At 66.0% G+C, this 22,702-nt stretch carries 17 protein-coding genes and 1 pseudogene; 6 read left to right on the forward strand and 12 right to left on the reverse strand.

From position 1 onward, the window contains the following. Positions 1–5: 5 nt before the first annotated feature. Genes IGS55_RS01360 through IGS55_RS01370 form a run of 3 tightly spaced genes read right to left on the reverse strand, consistent with a single transcriptional unit; the run spans position 6 to position 2,583 of the window. On the reverse strand, positions 6–1,064 hold the full coding sequence (locus tag IGS55_RS01360) for an HD domain-containing phosphohydrolase (RefSeq protein ID WP_230516507.1): 1,059 nt from the start codon (positions 1,062–1,064) through the stop codon (positions 6–8). A gap of 52 nt (positions 1,065–1,116) precedes the next feature. Then, positions 1,117–1,620, reverse strand: a complete 504-nt coding sequence (locus IGS55_RS01365) for a chemotaxis protein CheW (protein WP_230516506.1) — start codon at positions 1,618–1,620, stop codon at positions 1,117–1,119. A gap of 60 nt (positions 1,621–1,680) precedes the next feature. Next, the gene (locus IGS55_RS01370; RefSeq protein ID WP_230516505.1) at positions 1,681–2,583 is read right to left on the reverse strand and encodes a GGDEF domain-containing protein; all 903 of its coding nucleotides are present in this window, start codon (positions 2,581–2,583) and stop codon (positions 1,681–1,683) included. A gap of 356 nt (positions 2,584–2,939) precedes the next feature. Here IGS55_RS01370 and IGS55_RS01375 point away from each other — a divergent pair, with 356 nt between their 5' ends. Beyond that, on the forward strand, positions 2,940–3,173 hold the full coding sequence (locus IGS55_RS01375) for a hypothetical protein (RefSeq protein WP_230516504.1): 234 nt from the start codon (positions 2,940–2,942) through the stop codon (positions 3,171–3,173). On the opposite strand, the gene IGS55_RS01380 is transcribed toward IGS55_RS01375, so the two are convergent. Then, positions 3,170–4,072, reverse strand: coding sequence for a LysR substrate-binding domain-containing protein (locus IGS55_RS01380; protein ID WP_230516503.1), 903 nt, complete (start codon positions 4,070–4,072; stop codon positions 3,170–3,172). The genes IGS55_RS01375 and IGS55_RS01380 overlap by 4 nt on opposite strands. Before the next feature lie 125 nt (positions 4,073–4,197). Here IGS55_RS01380 and IGS55_RS01385 point away from each other — a divergent pair. Continuing rightward, a pseudogene (locus tag IGS55_RS01385) lies at positions 4,198–4,742 on the forward strand (glutathione S-transferase). An 18-nt stretch (positions 4,743–4,760) separates the two neighbouring features. Then, positions 4,761–5,786, forward strand: a complete 1,026-nt coding sequence (locus tag IGS55_RS01390) for an LLM class oxidoreductase (RefSeq protein WP_230516502.1) — start codon at positions 4,761–4,763, stop codon at positions 5,784–5,786. 6 nt (positions 5,787–5,792) lie between these two features. On the opposite strand, the gene IGS55_RS01395 is transcribed toward IGS55_RS01390, so the two are convergent. The 8 genes from IGS55_RS01395 to IGS55_RS01430 form a co-directional block, all read right to left on the reverse strand. Next, entirely contained in the window at positions 5,793–7,079 is a 1,287-nt protein-coding gene (locus tag IGS55_RS01395; protein WP_230516501.1) for a DUF445 domain-containing protein, read from the reverse strand. A gap of 59 nt (positions 7,080–7,138) precedes the next feature. Further along, the gene (locus IGS55_RS01400) at positions 7,139–8,536 is read right to left on the reverse strand and encodes an amino acid permease (RefSeq protein ID WP_329958127.1); all 1,398 of its coding nucleotides are present in this window, start codon (positions 8,534–8,536) and stop codon (positions 7,139–7,141) included. A 211-nt stretch (positions 8,537–8,747) separates the two neighbouring features. Next, positions 8,748–10,541 (reverse strand): MFS transporter, encoded by a 1,794-nt coding sequence (locus IGS55_RS01405; protein ID WP_230516500.1) that lies wholly within the window; start codon positions 10,539–10,541, stop codon positions 8,748–8,750. Positions 10,542–10,579: 38 nt separating this feature from the next. After that, on the reverse strand, positions 10,580–11,674 hold the full coding sequence (gene nagA, locus IGS55_RS01410) for an N-acetylglucosamine-6-phosphate deacetylase (RefSeq protein ID WP_230516499.1): 1,095 nt from the start codon (positions 11,672–11,674) through the stop codon (positions 10,580–10,582). A 3-nt stretch (positions 11,675–11,677) separates the two neighbouring features. Further along, the gene (locus IGS55_RS01415; protein WP_230537130.1) at positions 11,678–12,445 is read right to left on the reverse strand and encodes a DeoR family transcriptional regulator; all 768 of its coding nucleotides are present in this window, start codon (positions 12,443–12,445) and stop codon (positions 11,678–11,680) included. Between the two features lie 35 nt (positions 12,446–12,480). After that, entirely contained in the window at positions 12,481–13,824 is a 1,344-nt protein-coding gene (locus IGS55_RS01420) for a D-tagatose-bisphosphate aldolase, class II, non-catalytic subunit (RefSeq protein WP_230516611.1), read from the reverse strand. A 5-nt stretch (positions 13,825–13,829) separates the two neighbouring features. Beyond that, the gene (locus IGS55_RS01425; protein WP_230516497.1) at positions 13,830–14,777 is read right to left on the reverse strand and encodes an ROK family protein; all 948 of its coding nucleotides are present in this window, start codon (positions 14,775–14,777) and stop codon (positions 13,830–13,832) included. Next, positions 14,764–15,924, reverse strand: coding sequence for an SIS domain-containing protein (locus tag IGS55_RS01430; RefSeq protein ID WP_230516496.1), 1,161 nt, complete (start codon positions 15,922–15,924; stop codon positions 14,764–14,766). The genes IGS55_RS01425 and IGS55_RS01430 overlap by 14 nt, the downstream gene beginning before the upstream one ends. Before the next feature lie 116 nt (positions 15,925–16,040). Here IGS55_RS01430 and IGS55_RS01435 point away from each other — a divergent pair, with 116 nt between their 5' ends. From IGS55_RS01435 to IGS55_RS01445, 3 genes are all read left to right on the forward strand, one after another. Next, positions 16,041–16,235, forward strand: a complete 195-nt coding sequence (locus tag IGS55_RS01435; RefSeq protein WP_230516495.1) for a hypothetical protein — start codon at positions 16,041–16,043, stop codon at positions 16,233–16,235. 37 nt (positions 16,236–16,272) lie between these two features. Further along, positions 16,273–19,623: a TIM-barrel domain-containing protein gene (locus IGS55_RS01440; RefSeq protein WP_230516494.1), complete on the forward strand. Its 3,351-nt coding sequence runs from the start codon at positions 16,273–16,275 to the stop codon at positions 19,621–19,623. A 99-nt stretch (positions 19,624–19,722) separates the two neighbouring features. Beyond that, the gene (locus tag IGS55_RS01445; protein WP_230516493.1) at positions 19,723–22,668 is read left to right on the forward strand and encodes a TonB-dependent receptor plug domain-containing protein; all 2,946 of its coding nucleotides are present in this window, start codon (positions 19,723–19,725) and stop codon (positions 22,666–22,668) included. The last annotated feature ends 34 nt before the right edge of the window (positions 22,669–22,702 follow it).

Consider the following 22,702-nt stretch of genomic DNA (forward strand, 5'->3'; position numbering starts at 1 on the left):
CTCGCTTACAGTGGGTGGGCGTGTTGCTGGACGGGGTCGGGCAGGCTGTCGCGGATGGCGAGCACCTCGTCCCAGGCGCCCAGGAAGGCGTCGAGGCACAGCGGGCAGAAATGGCCGCCCCGGTTTTCCTCGAGGTACTGGCGCGCCTGCGCCAAAGGCCAGGCCGGCTTGTACGGGCGCTCCGAGCTGAGCGCGTCGAAGACGTCGGCCACGGCGACGATGCGCGCCGACAGCGGTATCTGCTCGCCCGCCAGGCCGTCCGGATAGCCGCTGCCGTCATATTTTTCGTGGTGGCCGCAGGCGATTTCCTCGGCCAGGCGGATCAGCGGCGAATCGCTGCCGGCCAGGATATGGCCGCCGATCTTCGCATGCAGGCGCATGATGGCCATTTCATCGGGATCGAGCCGCCCCGGCTTGAGCAGGATATGGTCGGGCGTGGCCAGCTTGCCCACGTCGTGCATGGGCGCCGCCTTGAGCAGCAGCTCCTGCCACTGCGCATCCATGCCCAGGTTCCCGGCGATCAGCGCAGAGTAGCGCGCCATGCGCATGATGTGGGCGCCCGTTTCCGGGTCGCGGAATTCGGCCGCCCGCGCCAGGCGCGTGACCAGTTCCATCTCCCTGGCCGTGACGTTGGCGATGGCCCGGGCCACTTCATGTTCGAGTAGCTTGGCGCGGTCGGCCAGCATGGTTTGCGCCGTGCGCAGGGCCAGCAGGTTGCGCACGCGCAGGCTGAATTCGATGGTGTCGACGGGCTTGGTGAGAAACTCGGTGACGCCCAGCGAAAAGGCCTGCTTGCGCACGGCGCGGTCGTTTTCCGTGGTCACCATGATGATGGGGATGTCGGCCATGCCGCCCATCTTGCGGAAAATGCCGAGGAACTCATTGCCCGACAGGCTGGGCATCCGGTAGTCGAGCAAGACCAGGTCCGGCACGTGCGATTCGCACCAGTACAGCGCATCGACGGGATCGCTCATGCAGACCGTCTCGATGCTGCAGGCCTTGCACGCCAAGGTCGATAGCAGGCTCAGGTTGGTGTCGTTGTCATCGACGATCAGGATGCTCATGGTGTCTCCGGCGGATGGCGGTCAGGTGGCGGACGGGACGGCGGTGGCTGGCTCAGGCCGCCAGCTCGCCCGTGGCGTGCATGCCCAGGCCCGCCAGCAGGCTGTCCATGTCGAGCACGATCAGCATGCGCTCGTCGAGGGCGCCGATGGCCGTCACGTGGCCGGCCATGGCCGAGCCGTGCAGCTGCGGCGGCGGCTTGATCTGCGCCGGCGCCAGCGGCACCACGTCGGCCACGCGGTCGACCACGATGCCGGTGGCGCCATGCGCGAAGACGAGGATGATCACCACCGTCGAGGCATCGTACGCGGGCTCGGCCTGGCCCAGCGCGATGCGCAGGTCGACCAGCGGCACGATGCTGCCGCGCAGGTGGATGAAGCCCTTGAGGAAGGCGGGCGCGTTGGCGATGCGGGTGACGGCGCCGTAGCCGCGGATTTCCTGCACCAGGCCGATGTCGATCGCGTATTCCTCCTTGCCCAGTCCGAAGACCAGCAATTCGCGGGCGCCCGCTTGCGCCGGTTGACCCGCTGCGGCGGCATGTGTCGTGGTCGTTTCCATGTGCTTGCTCCTGTCAGGTGCTGCGTACTGCATGAGACTGCGAGGATCGCCGGGCGGGGTTCAAGCCTGCTCGACGCGGTTGCGGCCATTCTTCTTGGCCTGGTACAGGGCGGCGTCGGCCTGCGTGAAGCCGGCTTTCCAGTCGCCGTCCGCCGGCAGCGGCGACAGGCCGATGCTGATCGTCACCGCGATGGGCGCGTGCTCGAACTCGACCTGCGCCGCAGCCACGGCAAGGCGGATGCGCTCGGCCACCTGGCGCGCCCTGGCCAGGTCCGTATGGGGGAACAGCAAGCCGAATTCCTCGCCGCCCACGCGGGCGACGACATCGGCGGCCCGTGCCTGGGCCAGGATGATGGCCGCGATGGCTTGCAGCACGGCGTCGCCGGCGGCGTGGCCGTGCTGGTCATTGACATGCTTGAAGAAGTCGATGTCGGCGATGCCGATGGTCATCGGGTGGCCCGAGCGCCTGGAGCGCGCCGCCGTGCGCACGGCGTCGATCTCGAAGGCGCGGCGGTTGGGCAGCTGGGTCAGGGGATCACTGAGGGCGATGCGCTGCAACTGCTGCCAGCGGGCCGCGTTCTGCTGTTCGATGGCCAGTTCGCGGCGCTGGTCGATGAAAAAGGCGCCCATGAAGTTTTCATCATCCAGGGTGCCCAGGTCCATGGCCTTGAGCACGATGGGCAGCATCGTGCCATCGCGGTGGCGAATGGCGAAATGGCGCTTGTGGCCCAGCACCCTGGACTTCTTGTAGCCGGCCAGATATGCGCCGATCCGCGCGCCATGCTGCTCGCGCACGGCGTCGGGCAGCAGCGCCTCGATCGGCTGGCCCGGCAAGCTGCCCGCGGCATAGCCGCTCAGCGCATACATGGCGTCGTTCGCATAGCGGATGCGCGAGCCCGCATCGATGATGACGGCGGCGTCATCGGCGGCGTCGAGCAGGCGCAAGGCCAGGATTCTGTTCATCTGCTTGTCCCCTACAAAGAAGGTGGAGATGCCGGGCGGTCGAGGCAAAGAGGTCTGCCGAACCGCCGTGGGCGCTCCTTTACAATCATCATACATCAAATAAAAATGATTTCAACGAATATTGTGATTTTCATGATTTAATTTGGATTTTCGACACAAGACAATCAGGAGCCGAGTGGCGTAAAAAGCAGGTGGCGCGTCATTTTTCTCTATGGCGAGCAGAATTTTTGCCTTCGTTCTTGTTGCCGCCGAAAAGAAAAAACGATTTTTTCGTGAATTTATTTATTGTATTCGGTAAATTTATGTAGCAAAATGCAGTGAAGCAACATCATTCACTGTGGATAGAGGAGACGGACATGCATACGAAGATGTCGGCAAGAGGCAGCGTAGAGGCTGGCAAGGGCTATCCACACGGGGCGCAGGTGCGCCATTTATCCATGCGGCGCCTGAAGGCGATCGCTTACCTGGCCCTGCTGCTGGCCGTGGTGCCGGCCGCGGCCTGCATCGCCACGGGACGCGCCGGCATGCCGGCGCCGTTCAGCGCCATGTGCGGCGTGGTGTCGTGCGCGGCAGGCGAGCATGGACTCTAGCGCGCGGCCTGCGCCTCCTCGCGGATCCATGCCATGAATGCCTGGACGGCAGGGCGCGTGGCCGCGTCGGGCCGCGTCACCAGGTAGTAGGCAAAGCGCGCGGGCCAGGGCAAGTCCAGCACTTGCACCAGGCGTCCCGCGGCGATTTCCTTCTGCGCGTACAGCTGCGGCACCAGGGCCAGTCCCTGTCCCGCCTCGGCCGCGCGTATCAACAGAAAATCATCTTCGAAGGCCGAGCCGCGCAGCGCCCGCGCCGCATCCGCGCTGCCGTCCGGGGCGCCATGCGCGGCCAGCCACAAGGGCCAGTCGGCGCGGTCCGTATCGTGCAGCAGCGGGTAGCGCAGGCAATCGCCGGGCGTGGTGATGGGCGGCTGGCCTGCCATCAGGGCGGGGCTGGCGACGGGCACCAGCACGGGCGCCATCAATCGCGTCACCTGCAAGCCCGGATACTCTCCCAGGCCGTGACGCAAGGCCACGTCGACCCTGTCGCGGCGCAGGTCGACCAGCGCCGACGTGGCTTCCACGCGCACCTCGATCTGCGGGTGGCGCTGGTTGAAGCGGCCCAGGCGCGGCACCAGCCACGCGGCGGCAAAGGTGGCGACCGTGCTGACGGTGAGCGTCTGGCGCCCACCCATGTCTTCCAGCGCCTGGCTGGCAGCGGCGATCTGCGCGAAGGCACCCAGCAGGGTGGGGTGGACCATGGCGCCCGCTTCGGTCAGGCGCAAGCCCTGGCGCTCGCGCGTAAACAGGGGCATGCCGACCCGTTCTTCCAGCAGGCGGATTTGCTGGCTGACGGCGCCCGACGTCACGTGCAGCGCTTCGGCGGCGGCCTTGATGCTGCCGCGCTGGCCCACTTCGACAAAGGCGCGCAGCGCCTGGAGCGGTAATGGATGTTTCATGGATATAGTTTTTCTATAGTAAGACAGCAAAAATCATCGTTTCCATTCTCCGAAAATAAGAGCGAGGATAGCGGTGTTTGCAACGCTTATTTTACTTCAGTAAAACTATATCGACAGGATACTCCATGCACAGCATCACATCCCCCGCGGGTTCGCTTGAACTCTACACCGACAGTTCGCCCAACGGTTTCAAGGCCACCATCGCGCTGGCCGAACTGGGCTTGCCGTATCAATTGCGCCATGTGCGCATCGAGCAGGGCGAACACCGGCTGCCCGCTTTCCTGGCCCTCAATCCGCACGGGCGCATTCCCGTGCTGGTCGACCACGACACGGGCATTACCGTGTTCGAGTCGGCCGCCATCTTGCTGTACCTGGCCGAGAAGACGGGGAGGCTGCTGCCCAAGGCACCCGCGCAGCGCTGGTCCGCCATCACCTGGCTGCAATTTCATGCTGCCAGCATGGGGCCGGTGCTGGGCCAGCGCGTGCATTTCGAGATCGCCGACGCGGGCGCGAACGTGCCCGCCACGGCGCACTTTCGCCGCTTGTGCGACGCATCGTCGGCTTCGATTTATCCGCCTGGCCCCACGTCGGCAGCTGGTACGCCCGCGTGGCGGCCCGCCCGGCCGTGCGGCTGGGCGTCACTATCCCCGCGCCCGCCACGGGCGCCTGATTTTTATCGAGGAACAGCATGAGCAATGACATCACGGAAGGCGCCTCGTCGCAGGCCTTCACGCTGCACCGCGGCTACCGCCGCATGTTCGCGCCCGGCGCGCTCACCCTCGGCATTTATCTGCCGCTGCGTTTTTACCAGGGAGACATGCGGGCGCTGGCCGGCCAGGCCGACCTGGTCGCCGCCATGGACAGGCAAGGCTTCGCCGCCGCCTGGGTGCGCGATATTCCCCTGTTCGACCCGCGCTTCGGCGATGCGGGCCAGCTGTTCGACCCGTGGGCCTATCTCGCCTACCTGGCGGCGCGCACGGACTCGCTGGCCCTGGCCACGGGCAGCGCCATTTTCACCCTGCGCCATCCCATCGACCTGGCCAAGGCGGCCGCCAGCATCGACCAGTTGTCGGGCGGGCGCCTGGTGCTGGGCACGGCCTCGGGCGACCGCGCCAGCGAATTTCCCGCGTATGGCGTGCCGTACGATACGCGCGGCGAACGCTATGCGCAGGCCGTGCACCTGTTCCGCCAGCTGCTGCGCCCTGGCCCCGCGCATGTCAGCAGCCCGCTGGGCAGGATTGAGGGTCTCGAACTGCTGCCCAAGCCCGTGGCGGGCGCCATTCCCCTGATCGTCACCAGTTCCTCGGGCCAGCCGCTTGAGTGGATAGGGCGCCACGCCGATGGCTGGCTGACGTATCCGGAAGCGACCGGTACGCCGGACGGGCCGCGCCGGCTGGCGGAAAAGATCCGCGCCTGGCGCCAGTGCATCCCGGATGGCGGCTTTCGTCCGCATATGTGCAATGAGTGGCTGGATCTGGTGGACGACCCCGACTATCCGCGCACGCCCGTGCGCAGCGGCTATGTGCTGCGCACGGGACGCAAGGGCTTGATCGATCTGCTGGGGGAATGGCAGGAAGCGGGCGTCAACCATGCGGCACTGGGCATCCAGCATGGCCGGCGTCCGGCCGCCGAGGTGCTGCAGGAACTGGCGCAGGAAGTGCTGCCGCATTTTCCGTCGCATGCGGCGCCGGCCAGCGCCGTGCCGCGCTGGTAAGTATGGCTAGAACGCCTGGCTGGCGGCGTAAATGAGCAAGCCGGCCAGGCCGCCCACGACGGTGCCGTTGATGCGGATGAATTGCAGGTCGCGACCGATGGCCAGTTCGATGCGCTCGCTCATTTCTTCCTTGCTCCACAGGTCCAGGCGGGCGGCGATGAAGGCGCCCACTTCGCCCCGGTAGCGGCGCACCAGCGAGCCGCTGCCGGCGATGATGGCGCCGTTCAGCCATGCCCGCGCATGGTCGTCCGTACCCAGCACCCGGCCCGTGTTGCGCGCCAGACTGGCGATGGCTTGCGCCAGCACGGGCTGGTCCGCGTGCAGATCGGCCAGCACGCGCGTGCTGATGTGCTTCCACACGTCGCCCAGCATGGCTTGCACCGTGTCGCTGGCGATCAGCTGCAGCTGGTAGCGGCGCACGGTGTCCTGCCACTGCGGGTCGGCCTTCAGGTGCAGCGCGCTGTCGGCGATCCAGCCGGCGATGCGCTGGCGCAGCGGGTGGTCGGGATCGAGGCGCACGGCAAGGGCGAATTTTTGCAGCGAGGCGATCATGCGCGGCTCGTATGCTTTCACGGCTTTTTTGATCAGCGCGTTCTCGATCTGGAAGGCGCCCAGCACGAAGTCGCCGATGGCCGCGTGGTGCGCCTCGTCGTCGAGGTAGGCGGCGCCGCGGTCGAGCAGGAAGTCCAGCAGCTGCTGCGGCTTGCCGTCGGCGATCAGCGCATCGATGCAGTCGGCCGCCACGTCCGACAGATTCAATTGACCGAGGTAGTTGCTGGCCTGCTGGCGCAGCAGCTGCCCCAGCTTGTCGTGGTCGGCCATGGCCAGCAGCTGTTTCGCCACGCCGGCGCCGGCCATGCCCAGCTGCCGCGCGTGCGCTTCGTCGGCCAGCCAGGCGCCCAGGCGCGCGGCGGGATCGGCTTGCGCGATACGCTCGGCGATGCCTTGCTCGGTAATGAAATGGTTTTCCACGAAGGCGCCCAGGCTGCGCCCGATCTCGGCCTTGCTGTTCGGGATGATGGCCGTATGCCACAGGGGGATGCCGAGCGGGTGGCGGAACAGGGCGACGACGGCGAACCAGTCGGCGATCGCGCCCACCATGGACGCTTCGGCGAACGCTTCCACATAGCCCCAGGCCGGGTGGCCGCCCCGCTGCGAGCGGGCCACGGCGAAGACCAGCGCGGCCAGCAGCAGCAAGCCAACGGCCAGCCACTGCATGCTGCGCAGGCGCGCGCGCTTGAGCTGGTCCGTGCTGTGGTCCAGCTGTTTGATGAGGTCGGGGGAGCGTTGCATGGATGGCGGTCTGCGGGGTTGCGAGACCGCCATCTTACTGCGATGGCGCAGTGGAGGGATTACTGTTGCGGATGCAGCAGCGAACGGCGGCGCGCGTAGCCAAAGTAGATGGCCAGGCCGATCACGAGCCAGATGGAAAACGCCATCCAGGTGACCCAGCTCAGGAAGCTCATCAGGCCCACGCACAGGATCACGGCCAGCGCCGGCACGTACGGCACGCCAGGGCAGCGGAAGGCGCGCGGCAGGTCCGGGCGCTTCTTGCGCAGCACCACGACGGCGACGGAGACCATCGTGAAGGCGGCCAGCGTGCCAATGTTGATCAGCTCAGCGAGGATGTTGAGCGGGATCGTGGCGGCGATCAGGCCGAACACGATGCCGACCAGCCAGGTGGCGAAGAACGGCGTGTGGAAGCGCGGGTGCACGGTCGACAGGCGCTTGGGCAGCAAGCCGTCGCGCGACATGGCGAAGATGATGCGCGTCTGGCCGAAAGCCATCACGAGAATCACGGTGGTCATGCCGAGGATGGCGCCCAGGTCGACGAAGCCGGCGATCCAGTTTTCGCCCGCATATTGCAGGGCCAGCGAGACGGGATGGTCGACGCCGAGGAATTTTTGATACGGCACGATGCCCGTCATGATGGCCGACACCACCACGTACAGCACGGCGCACACGGCCAGCGAGCCGATGATGCCGATCGGCAGGTCGCGCGACGGCTTCTTGACTTCCTCGGCGGCCGAAGTGACGGCGTCGAAGCCGATGAAGGCGAAGAAGACGAGGGCGGCGGCGCTCAGCATGCCGTGGTAGCCGAAGGGCATGTAGGGCTGCCAGTTGGCGGGCTGCACGTGGCGCGCGCCGAAGATGATGAACAGCAGCACCACGCCCACCTTGATGGCGACCATGATGTTGTTCAGGCGCGCCGATTCGCGCACGCCCCAGCCCAGCATGGCCGTCAGCAGCAGCATGATGACGAGGGCGGGCAGGTTGATGAAGGTGGTCACGCCAGGCAGGGCACCGGGTGCGGCCGTCAGAGCCACGGGCAGGGCGATGCCAAAGCCCGACAGCAGCGACTGGAAGTAGCCGGACCAGCCGACGGAGACGGCGGCCGCGGCCAGGCCGTACTCGAGCAGCAAGTCCCAGCCTATCATCCAGGCGGCCAGCTCGCCTAAAGTGGCATAGCTGTAGGTGTAGATGGAGCCGGCGACCGGCACGGTGGAAGCGAATTCCGCGTAGCACAGGGCGGCGAAGCAGCAGGCGACGGCCGCCACGACAAACGACAGCGACAGGGCGGGCCCGGCCGTCAGGGCGCCCGTGCCGGTGAGCACGAAAATGCCCGTGCCGACGATGGCGCCTATGCCCATGAGGACAAGGTCGAAGGGCCCCAGCACTTTCGCCAGACCTCCCGGTTTCTTGCTGTGGGCGATCATGTCATCCAAATTCTTGGTTCTAAATAAGCTCACTGTGTCTCCTGGTGGTTTTTGTCATGGCGCCATTGCCGCCTCGTGAGTAGCACGACGCAGCCAGATTCTAGCCCACGCGGCCTTGATTCCAGAAGGAAAACCGTACGGTGCCGTGCGCGCCAGCCCCGCAAACTTGTCCGGCAGGCAAAAAAACAGCCCCGGACGGTGGTCCGGGGCTGGAAAGGAGACTGCTACAGTTGGTTACTCTGGCTTACTTGGCAAAGTGCGCTTCGATCTCTTCCAGGGTCTTGCCCTTGGTTTCCGGCAGCAGGAAGGCGGCCGCCAGGAAGTACAGCACCGTGCAGCCGGCGCCAAAGAAGAACAGGGTCGAATAACCGTGCAAGCCCACGGTCGGCAGGAAGATGGCGGCGATCACGGTCGAGACGAACTGGTTGACGAGCAGCGCGATGCTCATGCCGTTCGAGCGGATGCGCGTCGGCATCAGTTCGGACAGGGCCAGCCACACGCACACGCCGGGCCCCACGGCAAAGCTGGACACGAATACGCAGATGGCGATGGCCACCAGCCAGCCGTGCGTGGACGAGGGCACGGGGCCCAGGCTGGCCTTTTCGATGCGCAGCGGCGCTTCTCGTCCGGCGGCCGGATCGGCGAACGGATTGAGGTGCAGCTTGCGGAAGAACACGCCGATCACGCTGTCGGGCTGCACGGCGTCGTCGCGGGCGATCGTCACCTGGCGCAGCACGGGATCGTCGCTGCGCAGGCTTTTCACGTTGGTGAACGGGCCGTAGGCGTAGGCGATGGTCAGCTGCTGCGGCGTGCCGTCGGCCGCCGCGCCCAGGGTCGCCAAGGTGGCCGCATCGAGGTTCAGGCTCAGGCCATCGGCCTGCACTTGGGCGGCGATGGCGGGGCGCACGTCGGCCAGGTGGGCTTCGGCGCCGCGGAACAGCAGGCCGGCCGCCAGCAGCGAGACGACGATGCCGCCCGTGCCCAGCATCAGCAGGAACTTGCGGCCCTTGCGGTCGACCAGCAGCACGGCCACCACCGTCATCACGGCATTGAGCACTTTCAGCAAGACGTCGGCCATGTTGGCCGAGGCGCCCGACAGGCCTGCCTGGTTCAGGATATTGACGACATAGGCGAGGATGGAGTTGATGCCCGTCGCCTGCGTGCAGGCGAGGATCAAACAAGCGAGCAGGAAGGGCAGCACGTAGCGGCGGCTCAAGAGCGGGTCTTTTGCCCTGGCATTGCCGCTGGCCTTGGCCGCGTTCTCGGGCGTATCGAGCATTTCGCGCAGTTCCAGGTCGGCGGCGGCGGGCAGGCGCGTGCGCAGCAGCGACTGGCGCGCCTGCTCGATGCGGCCCCGTTGCGCCAGCCAGCGCGGCGACTCGGCCAGCAGCAGGGCGCCGACGGTAAACACGAGGCCCGGCGTCAAACAGACCCAGAAGATGCCGCGCCAGGCCTGGTCCTTGGCCGCGAAGATGGCGGCGACGCGGCCCGCTTCCGGCAACGCTTGCGCCGCCTGCGTGGCCGTTTCCACCGTCTGCGCCTGCAGCAGGCCGATCAGGGCGGCCGCCACCAGGCCGATGGTCAGCAGCAGCTGGAACAGGGCGGCGCCGCGTCCGCGCTGCTGCGCGGGCAGGCATTCGGCCAGGTACAGGGGCACGACGACGCCGATCAAGCCGCCGCTGATGCCTTGCAGCAGACGGCCCAGCAGCAGCGGCGTGTAGCCGTCGGCCAGCGCGATCAGCGGGATGCTTGCGCTGAACAGGGCGCCGGCCAGGAACATCACCCAGCGCCGGCCCAGCAGGTCGGCCAGGGCGCCGGCGAACAGCGACGACAGGACGGAACCCAGGAGCACGGCGGCGACGATAAAGCTCAGCTGCTGGGCCGTCAGCTTCCAGGCCACCGAGGCCGTCGATTCCAGGTAGGGCAGGGCGCCGGCGATGATGCCGATGTCTATGCCGTACAGCAATCCCCCCATGCCGGCAATAAATAGCAGGTAGCGCATGGCCCACACGGGGGCCTTGTGTGACGTGTCGTGCATGGTAACTCCGGGGCTGGGGTTGAAGTGGGTGAAGTGGTCTAGCGGGTGGAAAGATCGATGGCCGCGCCTTCGACGAAGACGGACACTGGCTGTAGCGTGGAATCGAGGACGACGATGTCGGCCCAGGCGCCCGGCGCCAATCGGCCCCGGTCGGACACGCCCAGGTAGTCGGCCGGGTACAGCGACAAGCGGTTCGCGGCGTCGGCCAGGTCCAGGCCCAGGTCGACGAAATTGCGCAGGGCCTGGTCCATGGTCAGCACGCTGCCGGCCAGCGAGCCCGTGGCCAGGCGCACGCAGCCCAGGCATTTGTAGACGCGCTGCGTGCCCAGGCCGTACTCGCCATCGGGCATGCCGGTGGCCGAGGTGGCGTCCGTCACGCCGTACAGGCGCGGGATGGCGCGCAGGGCCGCGCGCAGGGCGCCCTTGGCCACGTGCTGCAGGTCGGGGATGATTTCCGCATATTCGGCATGCGCCAGCGCCGCGCCCACCATGCCCGGGTCGTAATGCGTCATGCCCGTCATGCCGTTGTACAGGTGGGTAAAGCCGGACACGCCGGCCTTGAGCGCGGCCACGCCATCGTCATACGTGCCGGCGCTGTGGCCGATCTGCACGCGGATGCCCATCGCCGCCAGCTGCGGGATCAGTTCCAGGTGACCGGGAATTTCCGGCGCCATGGTCAAGACCTTGATCGGGGCGATGGCGTGGAAGCGCTGCACCAGCGCCAGGCTCGCCTGCACCACGTCGGGCGGCTGCGCGCCCAGGCGGTGCAAATTCAAAAACGGGCCTTCCAGGTGCACGCCCAGCATGCGCGCGCCGTTGGCGGGGCGTTCGGCGATGACGCCGGCCAGGCCTTGCAGGGCGCGCAGGATCGACGGTTCTTTCGCCGTCAGGGTGGTGCCCAGCAGGGCCGTGGTGCCGTGGCGCGCGTGCACCTGCGCCACGGTGGCGCCCGCGTTCCCGCCTTCCATGATGTCGACGCCGGCGGCGCCGTGCACGTGCAGATCGATGAAGCCGGGCAGGATGGTCAGCGCGCTGTCGGCGGCAGGGTCTTCTTGTATCCGGACGATGCGCTGGTCAAAGGTGATGGTGCCCGTGATCCAGCCAGATGGGGTAAGGATTCTGCCGCTCAGCATGTGTTATTCCGCTATAAAAAGTTCGATGCCCAGCTTTTGCAGCCCTTCGCGGTATTCCTGGCTGATGCTGGCATCGGTGATGACGGTATCGACCCGGTCCAGCTGCACGATGCGGTGCAGGCTGACGCGGCCGAACTTCGAGGCGTCCGTGAGGACGATGATTTTCTTCGCCCGTTCCACCATCTTGTGGTTCAGGCTGGCTTCCGCTTCGTGGTGGGTGGTCACGCCGAACTGCAGGTCGAAGCCGTCGACGCCCAGAAACAGCTTGTCGAAGCTGTAGGCCTGCAAACAGGTTTCCGCCTGGCTGCCCTGGATCGACAGCGATTGCTTGCGCAGCAGGCCGCCCGTCAGGATCAGGTCCACGCCGGGCGCGTCGGCCAGTTCCCAAGCGATGTTCAGGCCATTCGTCGCCACCGTCACGCCGGTGGCGTCGCGCAGATGGCGCGCCAGCGAGATGGTGGTGGTGCCCGAGTCGATGATGATGTTGTCGCCCGGTTCCACCAGCCGCGCCGCATACGCGCCGATGCGCTCCTTCTGCTCGTGGTTGATGGCGTCCTTCTGGCGTATCGTGTGTTCAAGCGGCGGCGTGCGCGTCAGGGTCGCGCCGCCGTGGCTGCGCGTGGCCATGCCTTGCGCTTCCAGCGCATTCAAGTCGCTGCGGATGGTGACCGCGGACACGCCGAGCTTTTCCACCAAGTCGGTCACTTGCACCGAGCCCTGCCGGGCAAGCATTTGGAGGATGGATTCACGGCGTTGGCTGGTATTTCGCATGGTGGCGGGCTCGGTAAAAAATGAAAATACCGAGCTTAACAGATTGCCGCTTCGGCAATGACGGGGACTGCCGCATTGCGGTTGCAGGCGCGCGCATATTGCGCCAGCAAGCTGCCGATTTTGTGCTCGATCAGGGCCGGCGCCTGTGCCTGCAAGCTGCCCTGCACCACGGCCAGATATTGCTCCGGCAAATGCTGGCTCAGGAGCGGCAGCGGAATGGACACCGTGTCCAGGTTGGCCAGCAGCTTGGCGACGGCGGCCGCCACTTCCGGCTCGCCCCAGTAATAGCGGCAACGGTCGCTCAAGCCGTAGCGGCGCATCAGGCGCTGCTCGTCCGGCGTGCCCAGGTAATGCTTGATCCAGTTCTTCGGCTTGGCCACCATCACGTCGTCGAGCACCTGCATCAGCTGCGAGGTGGCGTGCGCCGGCAGCAGTTCCTCCTCGATCTGGCACAGGGCGAACAGCGCCTCGCGCAGGGCGAAGGTGGCGGCCGGACCCACTTTCAGGATGGCGAAATGGTCGCGCACCATGGCGTGCAGCGCCGTTTCGCGCTGGTAGTCGGTGGAATGGGCTTCGAACACGAGGCCGGGCTGCTCGGCGACAAAGGCCGACAGCTCGGTGGCGGCATCGGCATCGTAGTGCTGGATGCTGCTCTGGTCGAAATCGACACCCGGCTGCACCACCATGGCGATGACCCGGCGCCAGGCGCCATGCAATTCCTTGTCGAGGAAGGCGCGGCGGTGCACGTCCAGCGTGCGGCGCGCCGCTTGCGGGCTGGTGACGGCGCCGGCCTGCGCCAGCGACGCTTCGCCGCCGGGAACCGGCACTTCCGTGCCGATCACGTAGACGGGCGGCGCGAAGCCGGCGGCCGCCGCCGCTTCCTCGGCGACGATGCACAGGCGCGCCGAACGGGCGGCCACGGTTTCATCGTCGAGCTGCAAGGGATCGTCCGCACAGCGCATGCTGCAATCGAGGTGGATCTTATGGAAGCCGGCCGACGCATATGCGGCGATCAGGGTTTCGGCGTGGTTCATCGCGGTGGCCGCATCGAGGTGCTGCCAGGCGTTCGGGCCCAGATGGTCGCCGCCCAGCACCAGGCGGCTGGCGGGGAAACCCTGTTCGCGGGCCAGTGCCAGCATGGTGTCGCGGAAAACGGCCGGCGTCATGCCCGTGTAGCCGCCGAACTGGTCGACCTGGTTCGACGTCGCCTCGACCAGCAGCACGGTGTCGTACTCGCTGGCCACGCGCATGGCGGCGCGCAGCACGCTCGGGTGGCTGCAGCAGACGGCGTACAGTCCCACGCGCTCGCCGCGGCGGTGCGCCTTGATCACTTGCTGGATCGGGGACAGGGTAAAAGTCGGGTTTTCCGCTTGCTTCATCATGTTTACGCCTTTGTATGTTGTCGTATCAAAAGGGCCGCGCCGCGCGCGCCGCCGGCGTCGCCAAAGCGGGGCGGCAAAATCGGCGGCACGTGCACGCCGGGGAACAGATGGCGCTTCACGGCGGCCGGCAGCTTGTCGTACAGGTGCGGCAGCTTGGACAGGCCGCCGCCAAGCACGATGACGTGCGGGTCGTAGGCCAGCACGAGGCCGGCCAGCGCGTGGCCCAGCACGTCGAGGTGCACGGCCACCGTGCGCCGGGCCACGGCGTCGCCCATGTTGGCGCGCGCGACAATGGCCAGCGGCTCGGCGCCATCGCCGCCGAAGTGGGCGTGGAGTTTGCGCATGGCGGGGCCGGAGACATAGCGTTCCAGGCAGCCCGCCTTGCCGCACGGGCAGTCGTAACCGGCCAGGCCATGTTGCGCGAGCAGGGTGGCGGGCAGGCTCCAGTGTCCCCATTCGCCGGCCACGCCGTTAAAGCCGCGCAGCAGCTGGCCGCCCACGCAATAGCCGCCGCCGGCGCCCGTGCCGAGGATGGCGCCGAACATGCTGGCGGCGTTGTCGGCCGCACCGCCTTGCGCTTCCGACAGGGCGAAGCACTGGCAATCGTTGCCGATGGCGACAGGGCGCTGCAAGGCTTGCTGCAGGGTTTGCGCCACGAGGCGGCCGTTCAGGGCCGGCACGTTGGAACTGAGCTGGCGGCCGCTGGCGCTGTCGATCACGCCGGGCAAGCCGATGCCGACGGGCGCCGTCGTGCCCAGTGCCGCGTCGCCGCGTGCCACCAGGCCGGTGATCGCCTGCACGAAAGCGTTGAAATCGTCGCCGGGCGTGGCAACCCGTTCGCGGAACACTTCTTCCAGCGCGCCATCGCGGTCGGCAAAGGCGACCAGCTCCATCTTGCTGCCGCCGATGTCGATGCCGTGGTATCCGGCTGTAGGATTAGAATTGGTCATGGCCATAGATGGTGACGCCTTGCACGACACGGTTGACGATGCCGCCGGCGAATGGATTGTCGGGGCGCAGTTGCAGCAGTGCGGACTGGTGCAGCGCATATTGCTGCGCCATCAGCAGCCACAGCGGGGCCAGCCAGGCGTCGGGCCAGGCTGCTAAGTCGGCAGATAAGTCGGCCTCCAAGTTGACAGATAAGTCGCCGCCGATGCCCACCGTGAGGCAGCGCTGCGCAACGCTGTCGCGCTGCAGTTCTTTCAATAGGTCGTCTTCGTACTGGCGCGCCAGCGGCTTGCCGCTGCGTAGCAGGATCACCAGGGACTCCGTAGTGACGGCCGATTTCGGGCCGTGGCGGAAACCCAGCGGCGTATTGGCCATCGCCATCACTCTGCCGCCCGTCAATTCCAGGATTTTCAATGCCGCTTCCTTGGCCAGCGCTTCCAGCGGGCCGCTGCCCAGGTAGACGACGCGCTGCACCGGCGTTGATCCCAGGTCCGCCACGGGCGCCGACCAGTCGCGCAAGGCCTGTTCGCCCAGCTGCGCCAGGGTGTCCAGGCGGGGCAGATCCGTGTCCTTGCCCAGTACCGACAGGGCCGCCAGCAGCATGCTGCTGAAACTGCTGGTCATGGCGAAGCCGCGGTCGCAGCTGCCTTCCGGCATCAGCAGCTTATAGGTGTTGGCATCGTTCGCGCCCTGGCGCGCCAGCTTGCCTTCGGCGTTGCAGGTGATGTTCAAAAAGCGCGCGCCGGGCACGACCTGGCGCAGCAGTTCCACGGCCGCCAGGCTTTCCGGGCTGTCGCCGCTGCGGGCAAACGAGACGAGCAGGGTGGGCGCGTCCGCTTCCAGGTACAGCTCATGGTGGGTCAGCAAAGTCGTGGTGGCGATGGCGCGGATCTGCGCGGGCCAGGCCGCATTCAGGGTATCGACAACGATTTCGCCCACATAGGCCGAGCTGCCGGCGCCCGTCAGGATGACACGCTGCCGCGGATTGGACAGCGCGTCGCCCAGGAAGGCGGCCAGTGCTGCCTGCTCCTTGCGCAAGATGCCGGCCAGCGCGCGCCAGATGGCTGGCTGATGGGCGATTTCCTCGGCCGTGTGCAGGCCGCCGATGTCGCGCCAGGTTTGAATGTCACGCTGAAGAAGGGTAGTCATGAGAGCTCAGTAAAGTGTTTGTTGTGAGAAAGCATAAATACTAAATTTCGAAAAGTCAAATACGAAAGTAAAACGAAAGTAAATAGTTGGGCGGCTTGCGAAATAATGTCGTTTTGATGGCGCTGAAGCATGCTGCGGTGCAGCGCAAAAGCCAGTGGCGGCGCGGTATGTCGCTGAAATGCCACGATAACGAAAGTATGTTTTGTGACATTTTGGTGAAACGTAAGAAAAATGCGCCAATTCTGGGCATTTTATTAATAAATTGCCGCTTTAACTTTCTTTTGATTGACGATATTTATTTTTCTTCTTAAAGTATTTCCATCACTTCGATTTTCTGAAAGCCGCCTGATGAAACCTCTCCCGCTTCCCCGCCGCGCCCTTGCCGCCTGCGTCCTCGCTGCCCTTGCCACTCTGGCCGGACCTGGCCTGCAGGCCGCGCCTGTCGGTAACCTGGCCAGCTTGAGTGCCGTGCATGCGGCCGACGTGGCCAAGGGCGAGGCGCTGGGCTGGGATCTGCGCAGCGACACGGGCATGCAACTGCGTATCATCCTGCCGCAGGCGGACGTGCTGCGCATCCAGGCGGGCGGCAAGGCAGGCTTGACGGGGCCCGGCGACAAGGCCGCGCCCATCGTCGTGGGCCAGCCTGCCGCGCAGGTGGCGTACCAGATCAGGGAACAGCCCGAGCATATCCTGATCAGCACCGAAGCCCTGAGCCTGCGCATCGACCGCAAACCGCTGCGCTTTACCCTTTTCCGCAACGGTGATGCGGTGCCGCTGTGGCGCGAGGTGCAACCGCTGTCGCTCGACGGCAAGCAGGGCGTGCAGGTGCTTTCCAGCCTGCCGGGCGAGCGTTACTTCGGCGGCGGCCAGCAGAATGGCCGCTTCGAATTCAGGGGCAAGCAGGTGCCCGTGTCGTATTCGGGCGGCTGGGAAGAGGGCGACCGGCCGAATCCCGCGCCATTTCTCATGAGTTCACGGGGCTGGGGCATGCTGCGCAATACCTGGTCCGACGGGAACTACGACTTGCGCGACGCGCAGCAGATCTCGCTGCAGCACGCGGAAGGCCGCTTCGACGCGTATTTCTTTGTCGGCAAGGACTTGCGCGACGTCGTCGCCCGCTACACGGACTTGACGGGCCGCGCGCGCATGCTGCCCCGCTGGGCGCTGGAATACGGCGACGCCGATTGCTACAACGATGGCGACAACGTGAAAAAGCCCGGTTCCGTGCCGAAGAGCTGGACGGACGGCCCGACGGGCAAGACGCCGGACGTGGTGGAAACGGTGGCGCGCCAGTACCGCGAACACGACATGCCGGGCGGCTGGATTTTACCTAACGACGGCTATGGCTGCGGCTACACGAATTTGCCGGAAACGGTGAAGGGCCTGGCCGGCTATGGCTTCCGCACGGGCCTGTGGACGGAAAACGGCGTCGACAAGATCGCCTGGGAAGTGGGGCAGGCGGGCAGCCGCGTGCAAAAGCTGGACGTGGCGTGGACGGGCAAGGGCTACCAGTTCGCCATGGATGCGAACAAGTCGGCCTACGACGGCATCCTGAACAACTCCGACAGCCGGCCGTTTTTATGGACGGTGATGGGCTGGGCCGGCATCCAGCGCTACGCCGTGGCGTGGACGGGCGACCAGAGCGCCAGCTGGGATTACATCCGCTGGCACATCCCGACCCTGATCGGCTCGGGCCTGTCCGGCCAGGCGTATGCATCGGGCGACGTCGACGCCATCTTCGGCGGCAGCCCGGAAACCTATCTGCGCGACTTGCAGTGGAAGAGTTTTACGCCCGTCCTGATGGGCATGTCCGGCTGGGCCGCTGCCGAGCGCAAGCATCCGTGGTGGTTCGAGCAACCGTACCGCGACATCAACCGCCGCTACCTGAAACTCAAGATGCGTTTGACGCCGTATATGTATACGCTCGTGCGCGAAGCGGAGCAATCGGGCGCGCCGCTGGTGCGCGGCCTGATGTGGGATTACCCGCAAGACCCGGCCGCTTACACGGAAGCGTATAAATACCAATTCCTGCTGGGCCGCGACGTGCTGGTGGCGCCCGTGTACCGCAGCCAGGCCGTCAGCGGCGGCTGGCGCAAGGGCATCCACCTGCCGCAAGGCACGTGGTACGACTACTGGGACGGCCGCCAGGCCACGGCCGGCGCCAAGGGGCGCGACCTCGATCTGCAGGTCACGCTCGATAAATTGCCCGTGTTTGTCCGTGCCGGCGCCATCCTGCCCATGTATCCGGAAATGCTGTACGACGGCCAGAAGCCGAAGGACCAGCTGACCCTCGATATCTACCCGCACGGCGATTCCGACTACACCCTGTATGAAGACGATGGCAACACGCGCCAGTACCAGGGCGGCGCCTTCAGCCAGCAAGTCATCCGCATGCGCCAGACGGGCGCCGACGTGCAGATCGACATCGGCGCCGTCGATGGCCGGTACCAGGGCCAGGAAGCGCGCCGCGGCTATGCGCTGCGCATGCTGGCGGGCCAGGCGCCGGCCGCCGTGCGCGCCGGCGAACGCCTGATTGCGCCATCCGCCGATCGCACCGCCTACGACAAGGCGTTTGATGCCTGGTATTTTGATGCGGCGGACAGGCAAGGCACCCTGCACGTGAAAGTGGCGGCGCAGGACATTCGCCAGCACTTGATGCTGCAGGTCGCCGGCGCGCTGGCCGTGGCCAGAGTCGACGCCGACTTCCCGGCCGCTCCCGTGCCGGGCCGCGCCTTGCCGGCCGACGCCATGCGGGTGGTGGCGCGTCCTGCGGAGGAAAGCGGCTATCCGCTGGAAAACGCCTTCGATGGCAAGCCGGAGACGTGGTTCCGCACCGTGCGCAGCCCATCCGTGAAAAGCGGGCCGCACGAATGGGTGATCGGCTTCACGGAGCGCCGGCTGGTCGATGGCATCGAACTGGCACCGCGCAACGACCAGCACTGGAAGCATGGCCAGGTGCGCGATTACGAAATCTACATCGGCGACAACAACGGCGAGTGGGGCGCGCCACTGCAGCGGGGCACATTGAAACTGCAGGAAGGCACGCAGACGATCAACTTCCCCGCCACGGCCGGGCGCTTGCTGCGCTTTCGCGTCATGAGCACGCAAAATCCGGAAGGCGACGGCGCGGCGTCCCTGGACCCGATGGTGACGGCGGCGCAGGCCGGGCCGGTGGCGCGCGCGTACGACGCGGCGCTGGCGACCGACGTGGCGCCCGTCACCCTGTCCGCATTCCGCGTGCTCGAGCACAGAGTGGCCGACGGCGAGGAAGTGCAGCGCTACCTGTCGGACCTGGCGCTGCCGAAGACTATCGCGAAAGACCGGCCGGCCGGCAAGGCGGCCGAGATGCGCATGAACGGGCTGTGGTTCCGCAAGGGCCTCGGCGTGGGACCGGCCAGCCGCATCGACTTGCAGCTGGCGGGCAACTGGAATCTGCTGCGCGCCGACCTGGGCGTGGACGATAGCTGCCGCGGCGCGGGCGGCTTGCAATTCCAGGTCTGGAGCGGTGAGCGGCTGCTGTACGACAGCGGCCTGGTCACGGCTCCCGGGGTGGTCAAACCCGAAATCGACGTGCGCGGCCTGAGCCAGCTCAGTTTGCGCACCCTGGGCGCGCGCGGCGCCCACCCGGCCCAGGTCTGCGGCAACTGGGCCAATGCCGTACTCACCGGCACGGAAGGCGCGACAGTCAAGCCGCGCTAACTACTTCAATCATTTCACTAAAAAAGAGCCCCTCTTCGGACCGGGGAGGGGCTCTTGCAACCTGACGAAAACAAATCACTTATAAAAAGGGAGTTGAGAATGCACTTGAAAAAACTGATGGCCGCCATGGTGGCGGTGGGGTTGGCTTCAACGGCGCTGGCTGCGGAGGAGGAGAAACTGCAGCGTGTCGAAGTGACGGGATCGAGCCTGAAGCGCATCAACGCGGAAACGGCGTCGCCCGTGCAGGTGATCAATGCCAAGCAGATCGAGAACATGGGTGCGCTCACCTTGCTGCAAGTGCTCGACAACCTGCCCGCCGCCCGCCCGGCGCAGCAGGACTTCCGTTCGATGTTTACGGGTTCCGATGGCGGCTCGCAAGCGAACTTGCGCGGCATGGGCGCGCAGGGCACCCTGGTGCTTTTGAATGGCCGTCGCCTGTCGTTCTATGGCGCGCCGGCCGGCTTCCAGACCATGTTTGTCAATATCGACGCCATCCCGGCCGCCGCCATCGAGCGCATGGAAATTTTGACGGATGGCGCCTCGGCCGTGTATGGTTCCGATGCCGTGGCCGGCGTGATCAACGTGATCACCAAGAAATCGTATCAAGGCCTGGAGGCGCGCGCCAACGGCGAGTTTTCACCGAGCGTGAAAGCCTATGGCGAGCGCCAGGCCAGCGTGCTGTATGGCCTGGGCGACCTGGCCAGCGATGGCTACAACATCTACGGTTCCGTGAACGTCTACCAGCGCGACCGCATCGCGCTGGCCGACACCTGGCGCAAGCGTCCCTCGTATTTTTATGTGAACAATCCCAATTTCATCCCGAACATGCGCGTGGGCGTCGGCAGCGAACCGGGCGTGATGAATCCCGGGACCTTCTTTGTCTTCGACAAGGCGAAGAACAATGCGCGCACCCAGCGCGCCGTCAATGGCTGCAACACCGGCATCACCGAAGCGTCGGGCACGCGCTGCGTGTGGAATGCGCTGCCCAACCAGCTCGACACGGGCCCCACCTCGGAGCGCGCCACGGCCTACGTGAGCGGCCGGCTGAAGCTCGGCGGCGACATGGAAGCGTTCGCGGAAGGCGCTTTCACCCACATCAAGATGCGCGGCGAGAATGGCCCGTCCAGCTTCAATAGCGGCAGCACGAACAACTGGTTTGCGCGCAATACGGGCAATACCCTGAACACGTTTGCCACGCCTTTCCTGAGCCCGAATAATGTCTACCTGAAAGGCAAGCTCGATGCCGACATGGTGGCCAAGATGGGCGGCGCGGCCGGCTTGAATTACCTGCTGCAGGATGCACAAGGCCACTTCGGCCAGAAGAATGTCGATGAAAACTACCGCGCACTCGTCGGCCTGCGCGGCAGCATCGGCGGCGGCTGGGATTTTGAAACAGCGCTCAGCGTGGCGGGCAGCCATTCGACCCTGTTCCAGACGGCGAACATCAACATCAAGGGCTTCGAGCAGGCGTTCGGGCCGTTCACGAAAGACCCTGTCAGCGGCCGCACGTATATCTCCGACAATCCCGCCTACCAGTTCGGCGAAATCAGCGAGGCGAATGCGGCGCTGGTGCGCGCCGCCTATCCGACGTTTGCCATCGAATCGTGGACCAAGCTGATGACGTGGGACGCCAAGCTGGAAGGCACCCTGTTCAAGCTGGGCGAGCGCGAAGTGCGCGCCGCCGTGGGCACCAACGTGATGCGCGAGAGTTTCCTCACGCCCGGCAACGCGGATGCGGCCAATGGCCTGATCACGCAGCAGGGCGGTTCCTGGTTCGATGGCCGGCGCACCATCGCGGCCGTGTTTGGCGAAGTGGTGGTGCCGCTCAGCGACACCCTGGAAGTCAACGCGGCCGCGCGGCTGGACAAATACCCGCATTTCTCGGCCAACCTGGCGCCCAAGCTGGGCGTGATCTGGCGCGCGCGTCCCGACCTGATGCTGCGCGGGACGTATTCGGAAGGCTTCCGCGCGCCCAATCTGGCCGAATCGGGCACGGGCGGCGTCTTTGCGCAGGTGGGCGGCATCCGCGACACGGTGCGCTGCGATGAAACGAACGCGATGGCGCGCGCGCTGATGAAGTCCACGGTGGCGACGGATGCGGACCTGGGCAAGAGCTTGCTCAATTCGAACTGCTCGACGACGGTGGGCGGGCTGACGCCGCCGAACCAGAACCTGCGTCCGGAAAAGGCGAAGATTTCCACCGTAGGCCTGGTGCTGCAGCCGGCCAAGGACGTGAGCATCTCCATCGATTACTGGTTCATCAACCGCCGCGACGAAATCGTGCGCCAGGACTTCAACGAGCTGTTTACGGAACTGGTGGACAAGTACGGCCCGACCCTCGCCGGCACGCCCAGCGCCATCCGCAACGACTTGACGGATACGGACCGGGGCAACGTGGCGGCGGTGGCGGCCATGTGCGCCAATCCCGCCAACGCGGGCGTGTGCGCGGGCGGCGTGCCCGGCTACTCGGTGGGCAACCTGGGCGGCTTGATCAACTCGTATTCGAACCGCGGCCGCACCTTGATGGATGGCGTGGACATCGATGCGCGCACGCGCTTTGGGCTCGGCGACTGGGGCAAGCTGAGTACCGGCATCGCCGCCACCATCCGCAAGCGCGACACCCACGACAGCGAAGACGGCAGCGACATCAAGGGCAATACCGTCGGCTACTACGATTCGCCGCGCTACCGCGCCACCGTCAACGCCGACTGGAGCTACCGCAACTTCGTCAGCAGCGTCTTCATCAACTACTCGGGCAAGACGCGCTGGGCGTATGGCCCTTGGGACAAGGACAACACGCCGGAAAACTGCACCGCCGCCTCGGTGGCGCTGCCGGCCGGCCAGTGCAAGGGCGCGCCGTCGTACACGACGGTCAACCTCGCCTTCAGCTGGAAGCCGGTGAAGAACCTGGACGTGGGCCTGAACGTGAAAAACGCGTTCAACAAGAAGCCGTACTACGACCCGAACGGCTGGGAAGGCTACAACCATAGCCAGGACCTGTTCGGCCGCCAGTTCGCCCTGTCGGCCAGCTACAAGTTCTTTTAATACGTGACGCTGCCCCGGCCTGTCTATGCGGGCC

This window comes from Janthinobacterium sp. EB271-G4-3-2, assembly GCF_020858035.1.
Classification (GTDB): Bacteria; Pseudomonadota; Gammaproteobacteria; order Burkholderiales; family Burkholderiaceae_D; genus Janthinobacterium; species Janthinobacterium aestuarii.